The 17,857-nt window shown below is 73.4% G+C and carries 18 protein-coding genes and 1 riboswitch; of the genes, 11 read left to right on the top strand and 7 right to left on the bottom strand.

The genetic code is table 11. The features are described 5' to 3' along the window. Positions 1-371: 371 nt before the first annotated feature. Positions 372-1,919 (top strand): hypothetical protein, encoded by a 1,548-nt coding sequence (locus tag ACSNOA_RS14510; protein ID WP_436658663.1) that lies wholly within the window; start codon positions 372-374, stop codon positions 1,917-1,919. Here the strand turns inward: ACSNOA_RS14510 and ACSNOA_RS14505 are convergent, their stop codons facing one another. Continuing rightward, positions 1,920-2,387: a DUF1348 family protein gene (locus ACSNOA_RS14505; protein ID WP_436658661.1), complete on the bottom strand. Its 468-nt coding sequence runs from the start codon at positions 2,385-2,387 to the stop codon at positions 1,920-1,922. Between the two features lie 205 nt (positions 2,388-2,592). Here ACSNOA_RS14505 and ACSNOA_RS14500 point away from each other — a divergent pair, with 205 nt between their 5' ends. The 5 genes from ACSNOA_RS14500 to ACSNOA_RS14480 all read left to right on the top strand — a co-directional run bounded on the left by ACSNOA_RS14500 (position 2,593) and on the right by ACSNOA_RS14480 (position 7,530). Then, complete coding sequence (locus ACSNOA_RS14500; protein ID WP_436658660.1) at positions 2,593-3,567, top strand: hypothetical protein; 975 nt, start codon at positions 2,593-2,595, stop codon at positions 3,565-3,567. A 63-nt stretch (positions 3,568-3,630) separates the two neighbouring features. Further along, entirely contained in the window at positions 3,631-4,806 is a 1,176-nt protein-coding gene (locus ACSNOA_RS14495; protein WP_436658659.1) for a sensor histidine kinase, read from the top strand. Beyond that, positions 4,803-5,456 (top strand): response regulator transcription factor, encoded by a 654-nt coding sequence (locus tag ACSNOA_RS14490; RefSeq protein ID WP_436658657.1) that lies wholly within the window; start codon positions 4,803-4,805, stop codon positions 5,454-5,456. The genes ACSNOA_RS14495 and ACSNOA_RS14490 overlap by 4 nt, the downstream gene beginning before the upstream one ends. A gap of 117 nt (positions 5,457-5,573) precedes the next feature. Continuing rightward, the gene (locus ACSNOA_RS14485) at positions 5,574-6,401 is read left to right on the top strand and encodes an SDR family oxidoreductase (RefSeq protein ID WP_436658655.1); all 828 of its coding nucleotides are present in this window, start codon (positions 5,574-5,576) and stop codon (positions 6,399-6,401) included. 76 nt (positions 6,402-6,477) lie between these two features. Continuing rightward, entirely contained in the window at positions 6,478-7,530 is a 1,053-nt protein-coding gene (locus ACSNOA_RS14480; protein ID WP_436658653.1) for an SEC-C metal-binding domain-containing protein, read from the top strand. A 28-nt stretch (positions 7,531-7,558) separates the two neighbouring features. Here ACSNOA_RS14480 and ACSNOA_RS14475 read toward each other — a convergent pair whose 3' ends face one another. After that, positions 7,559-7,759 carry an AfsR/SARP family transcriptional regulator gene (locus ACSNOA_RS14475; protein ID WP_436662299.1) on the bottom strand — a complete coding sequence of 67 codons (201 nt, stop codon included), beginning with the start codon at positions 7,757-7,759 and terminating at the stop codon, positions 7,559-7,561. A gap of 296 nt (positions 7,760-8,055) precedes the next feature. Here ACSNOA_RS14475 and ACSNOA_RS14470 point away from each other — a divergent pair, with 296 nt between their 5' ends. Beyond that, positions 8,056-8,892: an aldo/keto reductase gene (locus ACSNOA_RS14470; protein WP_436658652.1), complete on the top strand. Its 837-nt coding sequence runs from the start codon at positions 8,056-8,058 to the stop codon at positions 8,890-8,892. A 19-nt stretch (positions 8,893-8,911) separates the two neighbouring features. Here the strand turns inward: ACSNOA_RS14470 and ACSNOA_RS14465 are convergent, their stop codons facing one another. Together ACSNOA_RS14465 and ACSNOA_RS14460 are read right to left on the bottom strand one after the other, a co-directional pair. Next, positions 8,912-9,496, bottom strand: a complete 585-nt coding sequence (locus ACSNOA_RS14465) for a hypothetical protein (protein WP_436658650.1) — start codon at positions 9,494-9,496, stop codon at positions 8,912-8,914. A 402-nt stretch (positions 9,497-9,898) separates the two neighbouring features. Beyond that, complete coding sequence (locus ACSNOA_RS14460; RefSeq protein ID WP_436658649.1) at positions 9,899-10,576, bottom strand: transglycosylase family protein; 678 nt, start codon at positions 10,574-10,576, stop codon at positions 9,899-9,901. After that, positions 10,575-10,760, bottom strand: a riboswitch (cyclic di-AMP (ydaO/yuaA leader). Its footprint overlaps the gene before it by 2 nt. 895 nt (positions 10,761-11,655) lie before the next feature. Here ACSNOA_RS14460 and ACSNOA_RS14455 point away from each other — a divergent pair. The 3 genes from ACSNOA_RS14455 (at position 11,656) to ACSNOA_RS14445 (ending at position 14,857) form a co-directional block, all read left to right on the top strand. Continuing rightward, on the top strand, positions 11,656-11,994 hold the full coding sequence (locus ACSNOA_RS14455; RefSeq protein WP_436658648.1) for a hypothetical protein: 339 nt from the start codon (positions 11,656-11,658) through the stop codon (positions 11,992-11,994). Between the two features lie 237 nt (positions 11,995-12,231). Further along, positions 12,232-12,564, top strand: a complete 333-nt coding sequence (locus ACSNOA_RS14450) for a putative quinol monooxygenase (RefSeq protein WP_436658646.1) — start codon at positions 12,232-12,234, stop codon at positions 12,562-12,564. A gap of 70 nt (positions 12,565-12,634) precedes the next feature. Next, positions 12,635-14,857: an FUSC family protein gene (locus ACSNOA_RS14445; RefSeq protein WP_436658645.1), complete on the top strand. Its 2,223-nt coding sequence runs from the start codon at positions 12,635-12,637 to the stop codon at positions 14,855-14,857. On the opposite strand, the gene ACSNOA_RS14440 is transcribed toward ACSNOA_RS14445, so the two are convergent. Genes ACSNOA_RS14440 through ACSNOA_RS14430 form a run of 3 tightly spaced genes read right to left on the bottom strand, consistent with a single transcriptional unit; the run spans position 14,793 to position 16,500 of the window. Further along, entirely contained in the window at positions 14,793-15,398 is a 606-nt protein-coding gene (locus tag ACSNOA_RS14440; protein ID WP_436658643.1) for a TetR/AcrR family transcriptional regulator, read from the bottom strand. The two genes, ACSNOA_RS14445 and ACSNOA_RS14440, sit on opposite strands and share 65 nt — an antisense overlap. Beyond that, positions 15,388-15,849, bottom strand: coding sequence for an SRPBCC family protein (locus tag ACSNOA_RS14435; RefSeq protein ID WP_436658642.1), 462 nt, complete (start codon positions 15,847-15,849; stop codon positions 15,388-15,390). Before ACSNOA_RS14435 ends, ACSNOA_RS14440 begins: the two co-directional genes overlap by 11 nt. A 30-nt stretch (positions 15,850-15,879) precedes the next feature. After that, entirely contained in the window at positions 15,880-16,500 is a 621-nt protein-coding gene (locus ACSNOA_RS14430) for an L-threonylcarbamoyladenylate synthase (protein WP_436658640.1), read from the bottom strand. Between the two features lie 551 nt (positions 16,501-17,051). On the opposite strand from ACSNOA_RS14430, the gene ACSNOA_RS14425 reads away from it, so the two are divergent. After that, positions 17,052-17,825 carry a hypothetical protein gene (locus ACSNOA_RS14425; RefSeq protein WP_436658639.1) on the top strand — a complete coding sequence of 258 codons (774 nt, stop codon included), beginning with the start codon at positions 17,052-17,054 and terminating at the stop codon, positions 17,823-17,825. The last annotated feature ends 32 nt before the right edge of the window (positions 17,826-17,857 follow it).

The raw sequence follows: 17,857 nt of genomic DNA, 5'->3' as shown, positions 1-17,857 counted from the left end.
TGCGGAATTCGCAGTGATCTCTCCGAGGATCCCGGCCGGTTGAATCCGCTTTTTCGTCGGAATATGTCCATCCGTCCCCCTGTTGATGTGCGACGTCGAGGAACGACGTCAATTCGCTGGGCGAGCGGGTCCCGGTTCGCTGGGCATCAACTCGGATATCGGCGAACTGCCTGCGTGGTCAGTCAAACGTAGGCTCAGTGTCGGTTCGTAGCCGCTTTGTTGCACTCCGCTGCGGGGCGTGCAATAAATGCGCGATGGGGACCGAAAATGGACGCCCGGGTCGGCGTGGCCGCCCGCCCGGTTCGCCCCGCCCGACGGCCGTCCGCCGGGGCTGGCCCCCACACCACGATCGCATCGCCTGGTTGTTGCGGGTGAATCGGCTGTACGGCAGAAACAGCAGATGGGCGTCGGCGAACGCGTTCGCCGACGCCTTCCAGGGCGGTTGTTGGCCGGAACGTACCAGCGTCTACCGCATCTCCCGCTGGGAGACCGCCGTGGTGCGGATACCGCACCTGGCCGTCCGTCGCTACGAGCAGCTGCTCGACCTACCACCGGGGTCGCTGGTTGCGCTGCTCGACACCGTCTACCGGTACTTCGCCCCCGCCGTCCCCTCATCGCCCCTACTGGCCAGGCGGCCAACGTCGCCGGAGGCGGACCGCCCGAGCCGAATGGACGAGTTGCTCGATCTCGTGCTTTCGGGCAGCACCGTGACCGGTTCGGACTGGGACGAGCTGACGGCCACACTCGCGGCCGCGCCTCGTCAGGTCATCGCCCCACGAAACGCGTGGCGCATCATGGCCGAGCGCCTGCTTGCCGAGATGATCATCGCCGATGGTCTTCCGTGGATGCAGCGCCACGAGGCGATGCACCGCTTGCTCTCCCACCCGATCGCGCAACAGGCCGCCGTCGCGGCCTGCGCCGACCTGGCCGCTGACGGGACCGGGCAGGTGTTCGTCGAGACGGTCAGCATCCTCGACGGCAGCCCACATCCGGACGCCAGCCGTCACCTGCTCGCACAACTGGTGAATCCCACCAATGACCGGGCGCAGTACGGTGCACTGCTCGGCGCCATCCGGAAGCTGCAGTACGGACACTTCACCAAGCCACAGACCACACAACTCGTATCGATCGCTCACGCGATGCTGATCGACAGCACTCCGAACGTGAGTACCCAGCCGTTGGCGGCCGAACTGCTACGACGGGTGCCCGACGAGTGCGCCGCGACGATGCAGGCCAGACAAGTGCCGGGGAGCCACGCCTCGGCGGCGGGCGCCAACGCCGGCCGCACCGAGAGGGACGAGGCGACCCGCGCGGTCGCGCGGAGAATCGCTCGCGCGACGGTGGCGTGGATGCCCTTCGACGTGCTCAATTTCCGGGATCGTCTGTTACCGGTCGTACTGCACGAGATGCTGTTCAGCCCGGTTTTCGACGTACGGATGTATGCCGCGATGCTGCTCGCGGGCACGCCGTACCGTCGGCCGCTCGCCGCGATACTGGGAACCGAATTGTCGGCCAGCGCCCCGGGCGGCCCGGTGCGTTGGACGCTCACCCTCATCGAGGCGCTCCGGATCATCGGCACAGCGCAGCAGCGGCCGATGATGGAACGACTGACCATCGCGGCCGGACTGCCGCCAGCCATCACGCTGTCCGCTATCCAGGCGATCGGGCATATCGGCGGCGAAAGCGACAACCGCTACTGGCGCGCGGCGATCGCACACCACGTCCTGCGGTGGCGTCAGACCCGCACGGGGACACCTGTCCCGGCGCTGGTCGGGCTGGTCTACGCGCTGGGCATCGCCCGCAACGAACACATGCTGCAACTCGTACGTCGCGACATCGCCAGTCCCGGCGAATGTCGTGCGGCGGCCTCATGGTGGCTCAACCTGCCGACATACATCCTCGACAGCGCCGCACGCTGATCATTGCAGGCTGATGTCGTGGCCCGCGCCCCGCTCCTCCTCCGGCCGGGGCCCGAAGTAGCGGCGGTCGCCCTCGCTGATCTCCACGTCGTTGATGCTGGCCTCGCGACGCCGCATGAGCCCACGGTCGTCGAATTCCCACAGCTCGTTGCCGTAGCTGCGGTACCACCGGCCGCCGGCGTCGTGCCACTCGTACTGGAAGCGCACGGCGATACGGTTCTCCCGGAAGGCCCACAGGCTCTTCCGCAGCACGTAGTCGAGTTCGCGTTCCCACTTCGCGGTGAGGAACTCGACGATCGCCGGCCGGCCCGTGAAGAACCGGTGGCGGTCGCGCCAGGCGGAGTCCTCCGTGTAGGCGAGGCTCACCCGCTGCGGGTCACGGCTGTTCCAGGCGTCCTCGGCGGCCTGCACCTTCGCCGTCGCGCTGTCGAGGTCGAACGGCGGAAACGGCGGGCGGGCGTCGCTCATGGTGGGCCCCTTTCGTTCCACGGTCATCCGCTGCGCCACGCCACAGGCGTGACGAGCGCGGACGCATTCCCCGACACGGCGGGACGAAACGTGCCCACCGCCGCCCGACTCCTCCTCCTTCGGGAGGAGGCCCGCTCGTACCGGGGGCCGCCGGCCGGGACCTCGGGTGGGCGCGGGAGCGCGGCCGCTGCACGAGCGTGGGGGCATGACGTACGCACCGACATCACTGCGCCAAGCCGTCCGCTGGCATCGGCCGCTCATGTTCACCGCCGCCACCATGGCGGCGCTCGCGGTCGTCGCGCTCGTCGGACTGGTCGTGGACGACCGGACCCTCGTCGGCGCCCCGATCTGGCTCAAGCCGTTCAAGTTCGCCGTCTCGTTCTTCGTCTACGTCGTGACCCTGGCCTGGCTGGTCTCGCTGCTGCGGCGCGGCCGGCGGGTCGGCTGGTGGGCCGGCACGGTCGTCGCCGCGGCCGGGCTCCCGGAGGTGGGCCTGATCGTGGCACAGGCGGCCCGGGGGCGGCAGAGCCACTTCAACGTGGCGACCCCGCTGGACACCACCATCTTCCTGCTGATGGCCCTGCTGGTCGCCGTCCTCTACACCGCCACGCTGGTCGTCGCCGTCGTCGTGATGATGCAGCGGCTACCCGACCGGGCGATCGCCTGGACCCTGCGGCTGGGTCTGCTCATCGCGCTGGTCGGGATGGGACTCGGCTACCTCATGGTGATGCCGACGCCGGCGCAGGAGGCCGCCGACCCGGTCACGCTGGTGGGCGCACACAGCGTGGGGGTGCCCGACGGCGGTCCGGGACTGCCGTTGACCGGATGGAGCACGACGGGTGGCGACCTGCGGATCCCGCACTTCGTGGGGATGCACGCCCTGCAGGTGCTGCCGCTGTTCGCGATCGCGCTCGGCGCGCTGGCCGGTCGTCTCCGCCGCCTGCGCGACGGCCGGGTCCGGCTGCGGCTGGTCGTGGTGGCCGCGGCCGCGTACGCCGGTCTGGTCGCGCTCGTGACGTGGCAGGCGCTGCGCGGCCAGGCGCTGATCCACCCGGACGGCGCCACGCTCGCGGCGGCCGGGCTGCTCGCCGCGGCCACCGCCGCCGGCGCGGTGCTGGCGCTGCGCCGACCGGCGCCGGCACCGTCGCGGCAGGACGGTCGGCCCGAGGTGTACGCGTGAACCGCCCGCCGGGGCGGCCTTCCCGTGCTCCCGGAGCGCGTCCGGCCGGCCTACGCTGACATGGTGGTCACACGGTGGGTGGCGCGGCTCTTCGACGACAGGTACGCGTGGGTGCGGCTCACCCTGCTGGCCCTCAGCGGCATCGGTTACCTGCTGCTGCGTCCGCACCCCACAGACCCGTACGCCCCGGTCGACTGGGCCTTCGCCGGTCTCGCCCTCGCGCTCACCCCGTTCGGCGTCCGGTGGCCGCTGCTCACGGCGCTCGGGTCGGCGCTGGTGTTCGGCCTCGCCGGGTGGTGGGGCGAGGCCGAACCCGTCGTGCCCCAGGTCGGCGCGATCTGGGCGGTCCTCGAGCTGACGCTCCGGGTGCCCAGCCGCCAGGTGGCCGCCGGCGTGGCGGCGCTGCTGGCCGCGTACCTCCTCGACGCGCACGACGACCTGCCGGCCGGGCTGCCCACCTGGCTCTACGGCATCGCCGTCACGGTGGGGGTGCCGCTGCTGCTCGGGCTCAACATCCGCGCGAGCCGCCAACTCGCCCGGCAGGCCGAGCAGCGGGTGGCCGTCGAGGCGCGCGCGGCGCGCGGCAGCGAACGCGCCGCCATCGCACGTGAACTGCACGACCTGGTGGCCCACCACGTCGCCTCGATGGTGCTGCGGGTCGGTGTGGCCCGGCACGTCCTGGGCGACACCGACCCCCGCGTCCGCGAGGTCTTCGACGACCTGCACGCCAGCGGCAGCGCCGCGCTGGCCGACCTACGCCGGCTGGTGGCCGTGCTGCGCAACCCCGCCCTCGTGGGGGACGGCACGGGGTACGTGCCGATCGACCCGGGTGCCCTTCCCGGGGCGCTCGCCGAGGCGGTGGACCGCGCCGAGAAGACCGGCCTCACGGTGGACGCCACGATCGATCCGGAGGTGGCGACGCTGGATGCCGTCCGCGGGCTGGCCGTCCTGCGGCTCACCCAGGAGGGGCTGGCCAATGTGGCCCGGCACGCGGGCCCGGCCGCACGGGCCCGCGTATGCGTGCGGATGCGCGACGGCGCGGTGCACTGGGAGGTCAGCGACGACGGCGGCACCTCCCGCCGTGCGGCGCGGCCCGCCGACGCGGGCGTCGATGGTGCGAACGGGCACGGACTGACCGGCATGCGGGAGCGCGTCGAGCTGCTCGGCGGCACGCTCGTCGCCGGCCCGGACGGCTCGGGCTGGCGGTTGCGGACCGTCCTGCCGGCGGCGGTCCGATGATCCGCGTGCTGCTCGTCGACGACCAGCGGCTCGTCCGCGCCGGTTTGCGCATGCTCTGCGACTCCGCGCCCGACATGACGGTGGTCGGGGAGGCGGAGAACGGACAGCAGGCGATCCGGCTTGCTGAGCAGGCGGCGCCGGACGTGGTGCTCATGGACCTGCGGATGCCGCTCGTGGACGGGACGGCCGCGACCGCGCGGATACACGCTCACCGTCCCGCCGTCCGGGTCGTGGTGCTCACCACCTTCGACGACGACGACCATCTCTTCCCCGCGCTCGCCGCCGGGGCCTGCGGATTCCTGGTCAAGGACGCCTCCCCCGACGAGCTGCTGGCGGCGATCCGCACGGCGGCGGCCGGTGAGACCCCGTACAGCCCGGGGGTGCTGCGCCGCCTCGTCGACCAGGCGGTCCGGGCCCGGGTCGGCGAGGCGCCCGTCGCGTCCCTGCCGCGGACGCTGACGGCCCGGGAGCGGGACGTGCTGGCGCTGGTCGGCGCGGGGTTCTCCAACCGGGAGATCGCCGAGCGGCTGCACCTGGGGGTGACCACGGTCAAGACGCACGTCACGAGCCTGCTCGCCAAGACCGGCACGGGAAACCGCATCCGCCTGGCGCTGCTGGCCGCGCAGTCCGGCCTTGTCGTCGAGGAGTGACGTCGGGGCGGATACCCGACGTAGCTGATTGGCGACAGCCCGTATCGCTTCACCCGGACCGTCGGCGGTGACACGCTGCTTCCGTTGTGTCACTGTCGCGATGGGACGGTCGAGGGCATGAGCAGACGTTGGTTGGTCACGGGTTGTTCGAGCGGACTCGGTCGGGCCCTCGCGGCCCGCCTCGCCGCCGAGGGAGAACGGGTGGTGGCGACGGCCCGACGGCCGGAGGCCCTCACCGAGCTGGCGGCCCGCTATCCCGGCACGGTGGTGACCGCGGCGCTGGACGTGACGGACCCGGCCCAGTGTCGGGCCGCCGTCGAACGGGCCGTGGCCGCCTTCGGCGGCATCGACGTCCTCGTCAACAACGCCGCCTACGGCCAGTTCGGCACCTTCGAGGAGGTCACCGACGCGGACCTGGCCGCGCAGTTCGACACCAACGTCTTCGGGCCGTGGCGACTCACGCGCGCCGTGCTCCCGCTGTGGCGCGCCCAGCGCCACGGGCACGCGGTCTTCGTCAGCTCCGTCGCCGGCGTCGTCCCCTTTCCGGGGCTCGCCGCGTACACCGCGAGCAAGTTCGCGGTGGAGGGGGCGGCCGAGTCGCTCGCCGCCGAGGCGGCGCACCTCGGCGTGAAGGTGACCATCCTCCAGCCGGGCGGCTTCGCGACCGGTTACAGCGCCAACCTGGCCATGCCGGAGACCCGGATCGAGGACTACTCCCCGATCAGCGAGGGCATGCTCGGCGCGCTGCGAGGTATGAACGCCAACGCGGAGGTCAATCCTCCCGAGCTCTTCGCCGACGTGGTCTGGCGGCTCGGCGGGATGGAGTCCCCGCCGCTGCGCCTACCCGTGGGCCCCGACTCGGAGGCCTTCCTCGAGCCCGCGTACGACGCCCGGCGCAGCGAGTACGACCAGGTCGTGAAGGCCGGGCACCACACCCTCGCGTGACCGGGTCGGCGGCGTGAGACGGGCGTAACACGTGATCAGCCGGTGTTCCGGGCGAGCCCCGACGTACCGTGAGATCGTGCCGACGAAAGACGTGATCACCAGCGCCGACCTCGCCGAAATCCGCCGCTCGGCGCTCGGGGCGGCCAACCCGCTCGGCGTGGCCGCCGAGCTGGCCGACGCGGTGGAGCAGGGCCGGCTCGCGGAGCCGGGTGACGCCGGGGACGCGCTGACCCTGGCCGCGGAGATCGCCGAGGTCCGGACGCGGCTCGACGCCGCACTGCGGTACGCCGACCGCGCCGTGGCCGCGTACCCGTCCGGGGACGACCCCCGGGCCGGCTTCGCCCGCGCGCTGCGCGCCCGGATCCTGTTCCGCACGGGCGGCCGCGACGACGAGGCGATGGCGGACCTCACGGCGCTCCGGCCGCTGCTGGTCGAACAGCCCGACGCGCCCGCGTACGTGAGCGCGGCGCTGGACGCCGGCGGCCGGTCGGCGACCGCCGAGGAATGGCTGAGCGAGGCCGTCGACACGCTGCTCGGCCAGCGCGAAACGGCCGCCGGGGAGCCGGCGGAGGCGGTGTCCACCGCCGGTCACGAAGCGGTGGAGGTCGGCCCGCCCGAGGCCCCCGGTGTCCTGTTCTTCCTGCTCCAGCAGCGGCACCGGGTCCGGCGCGACCTGAACCTGCCGCACGACCGCACCGACGACCTCGCCGACCGGGTGGAGAGTCAGCTGCTGCGCCGGGCCCAGCAGCAGCAGACCGCCGAACCCGACCTGCTGTTCTTCCCGCAGGCCGAGTTCGACCGGCTGCTCGCCGACCAGGCGGGCCTCACCGAGGCGTACGGGCCGGACTGGGACGCGCACCGCGCCCGGCTGGAGAAGGAGCTGGTGCGCCTCGCGGGAACCGGCCCGGCCGGGCTGCACGTGCTCCGCGCGTCGGTGAACGGGCTGACCGGGTACGCCGGCCGCCAGGGCGGCGACCCCGCCGAGCCGCAGGTCCGGGCCGGGTACGTACGCGAGTTGGAGGCCCGACCCGACGCGCGGGTCGCCTGGCCTCCGGAGCGCAACGACGCGTGCTGGTGCGGCTCGGGCCTCAAGTACAAGAAGTGCTGCCTGCCGCGCTCCCGTAGCTGACGGCCGCCCGGGCCGGTCCGGGCGGCCGTCAGCGGCGGGCCGGCGCACGGCGCTCCCGGGCCGGCTCCAGCAGGCGGCGCAGGTGGGACACGTACGCCTGGAGGGAGGCGATCGCCCGGGGCGGCGCCTCGCCGCGCCACGCGTCGTGGATCATCCGGTCGACGGGCACGACCTCGCCGCGGGCCGACAGCAGCAGCGCGAGCACCGCACGTTGGCGGGGACCGCCCAGGTCGACGGCGGCACCCGTGTCGATCTCGACCTCGAGGGGACCGAGCCCCGCAGCAGCATGACGCGCACGATCGTATCGGTGGCACGCCCTGTCGGGACGCGTTCTCCCAGGTGGCGGTCGTCGACGTCACGGCGGCGCCGCGTCCGGTGGCGAGGACCGTCACGATGCGGCCCGGCCGGGCCGGCCCTGCGGGTAGGGTCACGGGGCCGGCGGCGACCCGACGCCGCCGGGCCGGGCGCCGACCCGGCGACGCGGCCCGGGGGCCGGGCCCCCGGTCGAGGAGAGGCAGACCGACGATGGCGATTCCCAGCCTGACGGCCGCCGACGGCACCGTCCTGCCAGCGATCGGGTTGGGCACGTACCGGCTCAAGGGGTCCGACGGGGTCGACGCGGTCACCCACGCGATCCGGGCCGGCTACCGGTTGCTCGACTCCGCCGTGAACTACGAGAACGAGGGCGCGGTGGGTCGGGCCGCCCGCGCCGAGGGCGGCGTGCGGGACGAACTGGTGGTCACCTCCAAGCTCCCGGGACGCCACCACCGGTACGCCGAGGCGCTCACCACGATCGAGGAGAGCGTCTACCGCACCGGGCTCGAACGGATCGACCTGTACCTGATCCACTGGCCGAACCCGAGGGTCGACCTGTACGTGGAGGCGTGGAAGGCGTTGATCGAGGCGCGGGAGCGTGGCCTCGTCCGGCACATCGGCCTGTCCAACTTCCTGCCCGAGCACGTGGACCGGCTGGTGTCCGAGACCGGTGTCGCACCGGTGGTCAACCAGATCGAGGTGCACCCGTACTTCCCGCAGCAGGAGGCCATCGACTACCACCGCGAGCACGGCATCCTCGTCCAGGGCTGGAGTCCCCTCGGCCGGGGCAACGACCTCCAGGAGAACCCGGTCGTCGCGGAGGTCGCGGCCGCGCACGGCGTCACCCCGGCGCAGGCGATCCTGGCCTGGCACGTGGCCCGCCAGGTGATCCCGCTGCCGAAGGCCGCGTCCCCGCAGCGGCAGCGGGAGAACCTCGACGTCTTCGACATCACGCTCACCGACGCCGAGGTCGATGCCATCACGGCGCTCGGCCGCCCCGACGGGCGCCTGGCGGATCAGGACCCGGCGGTGTACGAGGAGTTCTGAGCGTCCGTGCCGCGCCCTCTCAGGCGGGGCCGGGCGCGGGCTCCGCGCGGAACACGATCGTCACGCTGAACGTGGTGCCGTCGACCTGGTACGCGTAGCAGCCCGGGCCCGCCACCGTCGTGGTGCCCGGCAGGTCGCTGTCGGTGTGGGTCAGGAGCGCGTAGTGCCCGCCGTCGCGCGGCTCGCCCGTGTACGCGAACCGGGCGCTCGCGCTCCCCGGCCCGTCGATCCGCGCCGCACGCACGAGCACCGGCCCCTGGTAGCCCTCGGCGATCCACCGCACCTTCTTCTCGTACGTGCCGTCGCGCTGGCGGTCGGCGTCGCGCAGGCCCAGCACCGCGCCACCTCCGAAGTAGTCGGCCACGGGGTACACGGGCCCGGGGCCGAGCACCCGGACGGCCTGGTCCGGCCGGGACCAGGGACGCGCCTCACTGGTCGGGCAGGCGCCGCCGGCGCCCGCGTCGGGAAGCCGTAGCGGCGGGGCGGCGAACGCGGACGGCGATCCCGGAGCGGCCGCGGGAGGAACGTCGCGCGCCGAGCCGTCGCAGGCGGCCGACACCGGCAGGAGTGCGGCGACGGTGGCCGCCCGGAGCGCTTTCGTCACCGTTCCAGTGTCGACCATCGATGGATGCGCGCGCGACCCCGCTACGGACCGGGTACTGACTGCCTCCGCTGAACGACCCCGCGGGGCGGGCAACCTACACCGTCCTGTCACAGCGGTGCGGTGTGGTACGACTGCGGAAAGGTGGTCGGAACCGGTAGAAACGGGCGGGTCGATGACGAGTGGGGCAGCCGCGGAGCGCCCGCTCTCGTCCTGGCCGGGATCGCGGTGGCCGGCGCCGCGCACTCCCGCGGACGCCCACCGGAGCCGCCCGCGCCCCCGCGCTAGCCGGGACGTGTCGCGGACGACGCGGCCGAGGGTCCAGCGACGGCGCCGGGCACCCACCGGTGGTGGGTGCCCGGACGCACGCTGGTACGCCACCGGCGATCACCGGCGCGAGGTGGATCAGAGGCCGAGGCGCTGCCCCGGGAAGATGAGGCCCGGGTCGTCGCCGACCACGCGCCTGTTGCGCTCGTACAGGGCGTGCCAGCCGCCGGAGACGTCCTGCGCCTCGGCGATCCGCGACAGGGTGTCGCCCGCCTTGACCACGTAGGTGTCGCCGCTGGCCGGTACCGTGGTGCGCCGCTCGGTCCGGGTGGTGGACTTCTCCGTGCGAGCCGTCGACCTGCTGCCGCCGGACGAGCGCTCGCTCCCGCCCGTGGACTTCGACGAGGAGCCGGTCGACTTCGACGAGGAGCCGGTGGACTTCGACGAGGTCGAGCCACCCTTCTTGCCGCAGGTCGGCCAGGCGCCGATGCCCTGGCCGTCGAGCACCTTCTCGGCGATGGCGATCTGCTCGCCGCGGCTCGCGAGGTCGGCGCGGGCGGCGTACCTGGTGCCGCCGTAGCCCTTCCAGGTGCTCTGGGAGAACTGGAGGCCACCGTAGTAGCCGTTGCCGGTGTTGATGTGCCAGTTGCCACCGGACTCGCACTGGGCGATGGCGTCCCAGTTGACCGCGGCCTGGGCGGGCGCCGCCGCGCCGAACACGGCGACGGCGCCGGTTACCGCACCGGCGGCGAGGGTGCCGACGGCGACGCGACGGGTGCTGACGGCACGGTGGCGGGCGTTGTACGAAGATGTCATGGATGTCCTCCACGCCGGCGAGGTGAGCTGTCGGGTTCGGGCTGAGGTGCCCGGCCGCCCTGGGCGGCTTCACCCCGAGGTGCCGCAGCGCGGAATCGCTGGGCGCCGGAGAACGGTGGGTCCCCCGCTCCTGCCTGGGTGACGAGTGCCGGCGACCGGCGGCAGGATTTGGCGTTACCGGTCGCGGTGTCCGCGTTGGCGGACCTGACCGACGTTAGGCACCGTTCGGGGGGATCGCCCACTTCGTGTGAAGTTGTTCACCGGCTCACGCGGGGCGCCCCGGTGTCGAGTTGCGACCGTGGCGGAAGCGTGCGATACGGCGCGCGCGACGGACCGATGTGGACGAAGCGGAGCACACTCGGGCGAGCCTTCTCGCCTGGGCCGGGGCCCCTGTTTCCCCAGCTCGGCGTCCCGACCGACGTGGTCGGCATCGGCCTGGACGGGCTGGATCCGCCCCTGTCGAGCTGCCCCGGTTCTGGGGCGGCACGGACGTCCGTCGGGGCGGCCATTCGGAAGCTTGATCGACTTCCTGTCTCTGAAGCCTGATCGACTCCATATCGCCGATGTGGCGGGGTCCGGGTGAGCGGGATGCCGCCAGCTCGGCGATCTGGTGCGGATCATGTCGACCGGTCGGGGCTCATCGTCCGCAGGGTCACCGTGGGGCACCGGCCGCCGGCACGGCCGCACCCGTGCGCGGCGCGGGGGCGCTCTGGCACCCATCGCCCTCGTGGCGCCGGGCTGGACGGCGGCACCGTCACCCCGCGGCGCCGGACTGGGCGTTCGGCATCGCCACCCGCGCCGCCGGGCTGGACGGCGGGCACCGTCAGCTCCCGCGGCGACCCGGGCGGTCCGACATCGAAATCGGACCGCGGAGGGCGGTCGCGGGAGCGCGGATGACGGCGCCCGCGCTGTGGTGACGACCGTGACACCCGGCCGCACAGCAGGTGAGCCGGGTCGCCCCGTCGGCAAGAATCCAGGACGGGAACTCTCCGACGGCCGATGTCGCCCGGTGGCCGGGGGTTTACCCGGGGGGCACAGCGGTGAAGGTAGGGCGGCACAGGAACCGAGGGGGGAGAACCATGTCCGAAACAGACCGTACCGAGGGCGTCACAGATCGTCCCGAGGGGGTGGCCGACCCGCTGCTGTGGAAGCTCGCGGTGGGAGTGGCCGACGCGCACGAGCCCGACGGCGAGGGGGGCTGCCGGAACCTGCTCTGCGCGGGCGAGCCCTGGCCGTGCACGGCGTGGAACAACGCGCAGCGGGCCCTGCGCGCGGCACAGGGCGAGAGCGCCGATACGCCTCCGGCGCCGGCCGAGCAGTCGACCGGCTGGTCCGGTGCCCCGGTGGTGCCGGCGGCCCGACGCGCCACCGCGCAGCCGGCGCAGCGTGGAACGGGAGCGACCGCGTCCGCGGCGTGACCGCCCGGTAGGACGACACGAGGCCGGGCCGGGCTGCGGACCGATCGGCGACGCCGGAGCTGAGCGGCGCTGACGACCCGTGGCCCGGCCGGGGCGCGCCACGGCAGGCGGAATTCGGCGTGCGCTCACCGGCACGGCCCTCTCCGGCCGGACCGCACGCGGTCCACCCGACGACTACCGTGGACGCCGTCCGGCGCCCCGGTCGGGGGGCGCCCCAGCGGTGTCCGGAGGAACCAGATGATCTTCATTACCGCCAAGTTCCGGGTGCTGCCCGAGCACGCCGACCGGTGGCCGGAGATCGCCGCCGAGTTCACCCGGGCCACCCGGGACGAGCCGGGCTGCCTGTGGTTCGACTGGTCTCGCAGCATCGACGACCCGACGGAGTACGTGCTGGTCGAGGCGTTCCGCGACGGGGACGCCGGCGCGGCGCACGTGCAGTCCGCGCACTTCACCACCGCCCAGCGCACCCTTCCGCAGTACCTGGCCGAGACGCCCCGCATCGTCAACGTGACGGTCCCGCAGGACGACTGGTCGGAGCTGGGCGAGATGGCCGTGCCCGACCGGGGGTAGCCGCCGGGATTGTCCCGAAGCCGTCCCGCGCCCCGCTGCGGGGAGGAAGAATGACCCGGGGATGAGGTGCGTGCGACGGGGGTCCAGCGTGCTCGGAACCGGCCTCCTGGCGTGGGTGCGGCACCGTGACCCGGGGTACGTGGTCCTGCGGCGCGCCGTACGGCTGACCCTCGTCGCCTCGGCCGTCTTCTACGGCGGTCGCTACGGCGTCGGCGACGCGACCCTGGCCACGTACGGGCTCTTCGGCGCGATCGCGATGGGCGCGTTCGCACAGGTGCCGGGCTCCGCCCGCAAGCGTGCCGGAATCCTGGTGGCGGCGCTGCCGGTGGCCTGGTCGCTCGTCGTGGCGGGCACCCTGCTCGCGGGGAACACCTGGGCTGCCACCGCCGGCATGCTCGTCATCGGGTTCGCCGTGGCGTTCGCCGGCGTCGGAGGGCCACGCCTGATCGGCCTGGTCGGCGCTCTGCAGCTCTTCTACATCCTCGCCTGTTTCCCGCCGTACCAGCCGGAGACGCTCCCGCAGCGACTGATCGGCATGACGCTCGGCGTCGTGCTGCTCGCCGCCGCCGAGATGCTGGTGTGGCCCGACCCGCCGCCCGTGCCCTACCGGCAGCGGTTGGCGGACGCCGCGGACCACCTCGCGGTGTTCCTCGACCTGACGGCGGCGACCGTGTGTGGCCAGCGCGATCCGCACGAGTGGGAGGCCGGGCACGCCGCGGCTTCCGAGGCGGTGGCCCGGCTGCGGCTGGCCGACCTGCCGCCGGAGCAGCGGCCGACCGCCGCCGACGTCGAGGACCGGGCGCTGCGCGCGTGCGTGGCGTCGATGCAGGTGCTTCTCATCAAGACCGCACGGCTGGCGGCGAAGACGCCACCACCGGGGCCCAGCCCCGACGTGGCGGCGCGGCTGCTCACGGGCTGCGCCGGCACGACGCGGGCGGCGGGCCGCGCCCTGCGTCACGGCGCACCCGCCGTGACGCTCGACGGCCTGGACGCGCTGATCGCCGCGTCCGAACGGGCCGAGCCCAGAGTTCCGACGGCGCGGGACGGCACCGTCCTCGTACCGCAACTGTGTCTGGACGCGGCCACCCTGAGCGTCGCCGAGCAGGTGCGGATCCTCGCCATCTCCGCGCGGGTGGCCGCCGGGGCGCCGGCCGGGCGCGAAGACGCCGCGGCGGGGGCCTACCAGGACCTGTTCGCCAACCGGCGGCGCGACCCGTGGACGCTGTACTGGCAGCAGTTCCGGGCACATCTGACGATCCGGTCCGCGCCGTTCCAGTCGGCGCTGCGGCTGGCGGTGGCCCTGGCCGTCGCGCGCGCGGTCGCCGGGGCCCTGTCGCTCATGCACGGGTTCTGGGTGCTGCTCGCCACCCTCACCGTCCTGCGCACCTCGGCCGTCGACACCCGCACCGCGCTGCGGCCCGCCGTGCTCGGCACGATCGCCGGCGCCGTCGCCAGCGGCCTGCTGATGCTGTTCGCCAACCGGTCGATCATCTACGTCGTCGCGCTGCCGGTCACCATGGTGCTGGCCTTCACCGTGGGGCGGCTGCTCGGGCCGGCGTGGGCGCAGGCCGCCTTCACGTTGCTGCTCACGTTCGTGTTCGCGCAGCTCGCCCCCGGCGGGTTGCAGCTCGCCGAGGCCCGCTTGGTCAACGTCCTGCTCGGCGGTGCGGTCGGCGTCCTCGCGGGCGTGCTCATGTGGCCGCGCGGCACGCGGCGCGAGCTGCGGCACAACGCCGCCGCGGCGCTCCGGGCCAGCGGCGAGGTGGTCGTGGGCGTCGTCGAGGCGGCGCTCGGGGGTGAGCGACCGGACGGCGCCCTGGAGCGGGGCCGCCGGGCGGTCGTGCTGGCGGACGCCTCCTACGCCCAGTACCACGGCGAACGTCCGGACCCGAGGACCAGCCGGGTCGACTGGCCCTCGGTGCTGGCCGCGGGACACCACGCCCTGCAGGGCGCGGAGTCGACGCTGTACCGGAACCCGCCCGGATGCCTGGCCGGCTGGCCCGAGGCGGCGGCGCAGTTGCGCGGCGTCGTCGGGCGGTTGCGGTCGGCGTACGACCGCGCCGCGGAGCAGGTGGTCCGCGGCGACGTCCCGGAGCCGGGGCTCACGCCCGTGCACTGCGTCGACGAGCTGGGCGCGATCCGTCCGATACTCGGCGAGCGCGGGCGCGGGCCTTCGATGCGGCACCTCGCGGAGATCCAGATGTTCCTCGCGAACTGCACGGACGGCCTCACGCGGCTCCGGCCGCCGGCGCCCCTGCGGCCGGAGGTCGCCCGTCGGGGCAGCGGGCCGTGACGAGCCTCGCGAACAGGTCGGCGGCGTCGTCGAGAAGGTCCCGGTCGCCGGTGACGAGCAGGTCGAGCAGCAGGCCGCGGGTCGCGGCGAGGCCGAGCCGGGCGCGGCGGCGGGCGTCCGCCTCGTCGAACCCGAGCCGCACGAACAGGTCCTCCACGGGGCCGGTCCAGGCGGCGATGACCGATGCCCGGAACGGCTCGGTCCAGGTCCGGTCGAAGAGCGCGTGCGCGTAGATCTCGAAGAAGAGCCGTTCGGCCGCCGCCAACTCCGGATCGGCCAGCCGACGCCAGAACCGCCGGCTCACCTCGACGGGATCGTCGGACACGGCGGCGAGCGACACGAGCGCCGCCCGCTGCTCCTCCTCTACGCGCCGGACGACCTCGGCGAGCAGCCCCTCGCGGCTGCCGAAGTGGTAGATCAGCATCCGGTGGCTGGTGCCGGCGCCCGCGGCGATCTCGCGCAGGCTGCGTTCGCTGAACCCGTTTCCCGCGAGGAAGTCGAGGCACCGGTCGAGCAACGCCGCGCGGGCGTCAGCGGCCACCGGGCGCCGCTCCCGCACCCGGCGTCGGGCTTCCGGCCTCGGCGGCCGCCTTGAGACCGGCCGCCTCCATCCGCACGTACCGCCGGGTCTTCGCCCCGATCAGCAACGCGACCACGCCGGCGAGGACGCCGGTCTGCCGGATGCCGATGCTGATCCGGGTCGTGCCGTCGGCCTCGGCCGTCACCCGGTGGTACCCCACGGTGTGCACCCCCGGGGCGTGGGCCTCCCAGGCGTACGAGTGCCCGTCGTGCAGTTCGCAGACACGCCACACCGTGGGAGGCAGGCCGGGCTGCCGGATGCGGAACCGGTGGCCGACCGCGAGCGCGGGGTCGTCGAGGGGCTGCACCGACGACATGGACGCCGTCCAGCGCGGATAGGTCGTCACGTCGGCGAGCGCGGCCCAGGCCCGGTCGACGCCGGCCGTCGTGGTGATCGTCTCTCCGTACTCCATGTACCGGATGGTACATAGACGTCCGCGACGCTACTCGAAGCGGGAGGTGTCCCCGGCGCCGCGGCGCAGCACCTCCGGCTCGTCCTGCGACAGGTCGACCACGGTCGTCGGCTCCTTGCCGCAGTCGCCCGCGTCGATCACCGCGTCGACCAGGTGGTCCAGCCGCTCCTTGATCTCCCAGCCCTGGGTCATCGGCTCGTCCTCGCCCGGCAGGATCAGGGTGCTCGACACGAGCGGCTCGCCCAGCTCGGCGAGCAGCGCCTGGGTGACCGCGTGATCCGGAACGCGGACGCCGACGGTCCGCTTGCGGGGATGCAGCATCCGGCGCGGCACCTCCTTGGTGGCCGGCAGGATGAACGTGTAGCTGCCCGGGGTGGCCGCCTTCACCAGGCGGAAGACCGCGTTGCTGACCTTCACGAACTGGCCGAGCTGGGCGAAGTCCCGGCACACCAGCGTGAAGTGGTGCCGCTCGTCCAGGCGGCGGATCTCCCGGATGCGGTCCAGCCCGTCCTGGTTGCCGAGCCGGCAGCCGAGGGCGTAGCACGAGTCGGTCGGGTAGGCGATGAGGCCGCCGCCGCGGATCAGGTCGACGACCTGACCGACGGCCCGGGGCTGCGGGTTGTCCGGGTGAACGTCGTAGTACCTCGCCATGGGTCGAGACTAGTGCGGCTCGGCCGACCCGCCGACCGACACGGCACCGCATCCGGATTGCCGGAATCGCACCCCGACCCGCACCGGATCAGCGACCAGAGGGCAGGAGATCCTCACCTCCCGTGCACCTGCCGTTCGCCGACCGCCGCTAGCTTTCCCGCTGGAATCGACACAATCCAACCGGAAAGCCGATCAACATGACCGAAATTCTCGTCGCCGTCGCCGCCGAGGCCCTCGCCGGCGTGGTGCTGGCGCTCCTCGCGGCGCTCGCCCGACGCCTCCTGCGCACGGCCTGACCGGCCCGCGGGCGCGCCCCGCCGGCGGCGCGGGCCGCCGGCGGGCACCCCGCACGCCACCTAGCGGTGCTGTCCAGGGAGGTTGGTCGAGCCGCCCAAGGGCTGGAATCCCGCCAGGCCCCGCATGAAGAACGGCGGCCACGACGACGCCTACGGTTACCTGTGGCGCACGCACCGACCGGCCGGATCACCCACTGACGGTTCTTGAATAATGGGGCCTCGTTTCCCAGGCCCCATTTCCGGCAAGGAGCACTTGTGGCGAAGGACAAGCCACCGTTCGCGATGAAGGCGATGCTCAGGCTGGAACGCGGCACCGCGAACGCCGCCGACACTCTGCGCCGGTACGCTCCGCTTGCCGACGAGATCGGCGCCGACGGGATAGACGTCGACGTCGAACGCGCGGACCTGCTGCTGTCGGGCTACCGCGTTGCCGTTAACGAGGAACGCGCCATGCACGCCATGGCACACCCGCTGCTGCACCGCTTCGGCTGGCGCGAGCAGGACTTCGGCTACTCGCCGAACGTCCGCTACGCCGAGACCAACGTGCCCCCGTCCGGCCCGCCGGCCACCCGCCTGGTCATCGACCGAGCCGACCAGGAGCTGGGCTGGGAGGGCGCGAGCCACGGCACCGGCCTCACCCCCGACCGCACCCTGGAGATCGGGCCGACCGAGGGGGACGTCGTCGCCCGGCTCTTCGTCGCCGTTCCGGCGACGACGATCGCCGGGACCGTGGAGGCGCTGGAACCGTGGCTGTCCCGCGTCGAGCCTGCCGCGGTCGGTGTGGACCCGGGCCGCGCGGCCCTGGTGTTTCTCGCCCGCGCCGACCTGCGGACCGAGGCGGAGAGGCTCGGCCTGGGCCCGGTCGAGACCGGCCGCATCGAGGCGGACGCCGAACACGTCATCGAAACCGCGACGGCCACCGCCGGCACGACCCTCTGGCTGCGCCGCGGTACCGACCCGGTCTCCCGGCTCTGGCCCGGCATCATCGAGATCCGGGAAATGGTGATCGACGACTCCTACCCGGACTAGACGGTATGAGCAGCCCGGGTGACCGGGCTGCT

The sequence above is a fragment of the Micromonospora sp. URMC 103 genome, from assembly GCF_051386435.1.
Classification (GTDB): Bacteria; Actinomycetota; Actinomycetes; order Mycobacteriales; family Micromonosporaceae; genus Micromonospora.
Note: the sequence above shows the minus strand (reverse complement) of the source record. Positions and strands in the feature narration are given on the sequence as shown.